Source organism: Occallatibacter sp., assembly GCF_049802275.1.
Classification (GTDB): Bacteria; Acidobacteriota; Terriglobia; order Terriglobales; family Acidobacteriaceae; genus Telmatobacter.
In genome coordinates, this window is sequence record NZ_JBARMD010000543.1 from 1 (window position 1) to 3239 (window position 3239).

A 3239-nucleotide genomic window follows, 5' to 3' on the forward strand; every position below is an offset into this window, starting at 1 on the left:
CGTCGGGGGTGCGGGCACCTTCAGGAAAGACGAAGAGCGGCATGCCGGCGCGGAGGGCACGAACGGCGGCGCCAAGGCTGGACACGGTGGAGCTGGAACTGACAGTGTCGACCGGAATCTGGCCTGAGCGGTTCAGGTGCCAGCCAATGAAGGGCATCGTCCACAGCTCCTTTTTGGCAAGGATGCGGAACTGGAAAGGCAGCGTGGAGAAAATGACTGGCGTGTCCATATAGGACGTGTGGTTGGCTGCATACACTGCGACGGGGTGCTTTCTGAGGTTCTCAGCGCCACGCACGATGAGACGAGAGCCAGAGATTTTGACGCCGCCGCGAGCCCATATCCTCGCGAGACGGTGCTGGAGGCGGCCACTTTTGTCCCATAGAGAAGCCATGAGCGAGAGGCTGCCGCATACGGCAGTACAGATGAAGAAGAGTGGAGCCTGCAGAATATTGGTACGCCAGCGATAGAGACGGGGCAACGGTTCAGGCGGACGGAGACGGGTCACGGAAGCTGGCCTACGCGTTCGGCGGTCTTGCTTGCAGCTGCGGCGGCTGCGGATCGGGCCAGCAGGCGAGTGCGGACGTCGCCGACAAGGTAAACAGAGCCTGAAACGACGATGGGGCCATTCGGATGAGCTTCGGCATACTCAATGGAGAGCTCGATAGCCTGGTTGACAGAGGACGCGGCAAACGCAGGAGTTCCAGTGGAAGCTGCAGCCGCGAGCAGGTCGCGCATCGGAGTGGCGCGGGTGCTGCTGATGGGCGCGAAGATCACCTGGTCGAAAACCGGAAAGAGGATGTGGGCCATTTCAATAACAGGCTTGTCGCGAAGGCAACTGAAAACAAGTGTGCCGAGATTCTGATGGCTCGGCAGCATGTCACGCAGTCCGGCACGGAGTGCCCATGCACCGGCCGGATTATGCGCCACGTCGAGAATGAACTCCGCTACGTGGTGCGTAGCTGGATCTTCGACTGAAAGACGTTCAAGGCGAGCGGGCCAGCTGGTATTACGGATGCCTGCCGCGATGGATTTCGCCGTCACCGGGAATCCGTGGCTGATGGCTAGCTCAACGGCGGCCGCGATCGCCAGGGCGATATTCCGGTGCTGGTGCGCTCCTCGAAGTGGGGAGGCAACCTCGATGACCTGGCCCAGAACTTCAACCTTATAGGAATGCTTTTCATCGGTGTCGCGTACGAGCTGCGCTGATGTTAGCGCAGGATCCTCGTTTGCATCACCCGACAAACGCAGGTCGGCGGGCGGCATATAGGGAACTCCACTGACGCCAAGCACCGAGAGAGACATGGCAACTTCGGCCAGAACCTGGTTGGCCTCTGGGTGTTGAGGCAACGTGACGAGCGTACCGCCTGTGCGCAGAATGCCCGCCTTCTCACGGGCGATATCGCTGATGGTGTTGCCGAGCCACTCCATGTGATCGAGCGAGATGTCGGTGATGACCGAAAGAAGGGGGTCAACAACGTTGGTGGCGTCGAGACGTCCACCCAGGCCCACTTCAAGCACCGCGATTTCGATGGCAGGTTCCCCAAAGTGCAGGAAGGCCATGGCGGTAAGGGTCTCGAAGAAGCTTGGCGCCTGCGCCAATTTCTTTTCTTCCACCAGCTTTTGCCCGGCGGCGCGGACGCGAAAGAAGCCTTTTGCGAAGTCGGCGTCGGAGATTTCGACGCCGTCGATGCGGATGCGCTCGTTGGGGCGCGCGAGATGCGGCGAAGTGTAGAGGCCGGTGCGGAGGCCGGAAGCACTAAGGATGGACCCGAGCGTGGCAGCCGTTGAACCTTTGCCGTTCGTGCCGGCGATGAGGACCGAAGGAAAGGTGCGTTGAGGATTGCCAAGGGCCACCAGGAGGGTTGCGACTTCCTCGAGTGAGAATTTGCGACGCGTCTGCCCTGTTTGCGTGGCCAGTTCCGGCGCCATGGCGGCCAGGTGATCGATAGCTGACTGGTAAGACATGGAAGCTTCAGTATAGAAGCCACAAGCTCCGGCTTCTAGCGCCTACCTTGGTACAGAATCAGAATAGGTTAAGCATTTTCGCGCCGGGATTTGGCGAAGCCAGAAGTAGCAAATCTCAAAGCGCGATTAGCTCAGTTGGCGGAAGGGCGCTCGGCGTGGTCGACGACGACGGTCTGAATGGGGCCGCGGGTGGCTTCGAGCCTGAGTCCGAGCTGCTGCTGGATCGCCGTGAAGAAGGGTGGAACAGGAGTATCAGAAGGCGCCGCCCCGACATCGTCGCCAAATTGACTTTCGTCTGGGGCCCACTCCAGGTTGAAGTCATATCTACCGGTCAAACCGGTCTTGTCGACAACCGGGCGATCGAGGACGGCACGCTGCAACACGGATACAAAGTCAGCCATGGAGGCATTGCGCGCAGGCATCAGAATGCGCTGCGGATAAACGGTGCTGATGAGCGCCGGCTGGTCGGTCGCCGGAGCGGTGCTTGGCTTGAGCTTTGAACCGCCCTTGGCAATTTCGAGCGCGTAGATGGAGAAAACTTTGGGCTCGTGATGCCAGGAGAGCTTGAATCTTTCAGCAAGGAGCGTGCGCAGCATGGCCATCTGCTGATCGTGCGAAGGTTGAACTTGGCCCGGAGTGAGGGCGAGGATGTCGTAGTGATCCGACTCGATCCAGGGTGGACCTCCGGAAACTGCCTTGGGGTTGAGATTGTATGCAGCGGCGATGAGCAGTTTAAGCGTGTAGTCCTTCTCGACGAACCGATGTGGGCCCTCCATTACGATGTAGCGTGGTGATCTGGGAGTGGACTCGACGGGCTTGATTGTGGCCACTTCGAATGCGGGGCTAGGCTGGGGCATTTGAGCAGCCAGCGCGCAAGCGGCGAGAAGCGGCAACGCGAGAAGGACTCGGAGTTTCACGGGGCGACCTCCCGGCAAAAGTGCCGGAAAGATTATGTTAGCGGAAAGCTCGAGCAGTACTTAGAGGTTGTCGAGAAAGCTGCGAACAACCGTGTTGAAAGCACCCGGGTTGTCGGTGTGCAGGGCGTGGCCACCGTCGAGAATGAGGAGATTTGTATGGGGTCGGCGCTCTGCCATCTGCTCCAGGTGCTCCAGCGAGGTGACGCGGCTTTCGCGGCCGCGGAGAATGAGCGCACGGCAGTCGGAAGCGAGCCAATCGGACCAGTGGTCGCCCACAAGGTTTTGCTGCGACCGAACCATATCTTGCGGATCGAAGGCGAGATGCCATCCATTGCGGGATTCGCGGAAGGAGTCGCT

The 3239-nt window shown here is 60.0% G+C and carries 4 protein-coding genes; all 4 read right to left on the reverse strand.

The annotated features are described in order from the left end of the window. Positions 1 to 505, reverse strand: a 505-nt coding sequence (locus WA354_RS18765) for a lysophospholipid acyltransferase family protein (RefSeq protein ID WP_472814547.1), incomplete at its 3' end; no start/stop codon positions are given. Further along, positions 502 to 1965 carry a bifunctional folylpolyglutamate synthase/dihydrofolate synthase gene (locus WA354_RS18770; RefSeq protein ID WP_472814548.1) on the reverse strand — a complete coding sequence of 488 codons (1464 nt, stop codon included), beginning with the start codon at positions 1963 to 1965 and terminating at the stop codon, positions 502 to 504. The genes WA354_RS18765 and WA354_RS18770, both read right to left, overlap by 4 nt. Before the next feature lie 131 nt (positions 1966 to 2096). Next, a complete protein-coding gene (locus tag WA354_RS18775) occupies positions 2097 to 2882 on the reverse strand; it encodes a TIGR03435 family protein (protein ID WP_472814549.1) in 786 nt (261 codons plus the stop codon). Positions 2883 to 2942: 60 nt separating this feature from the next. Continuing rightward, on the reverse strand, positions 2943 to 3239 hold a 297-nt coding region (locus WA354_RS18780), incomplete at its 5' end, for an alpha/beta fold hydrolase (protein WP_472814550.1).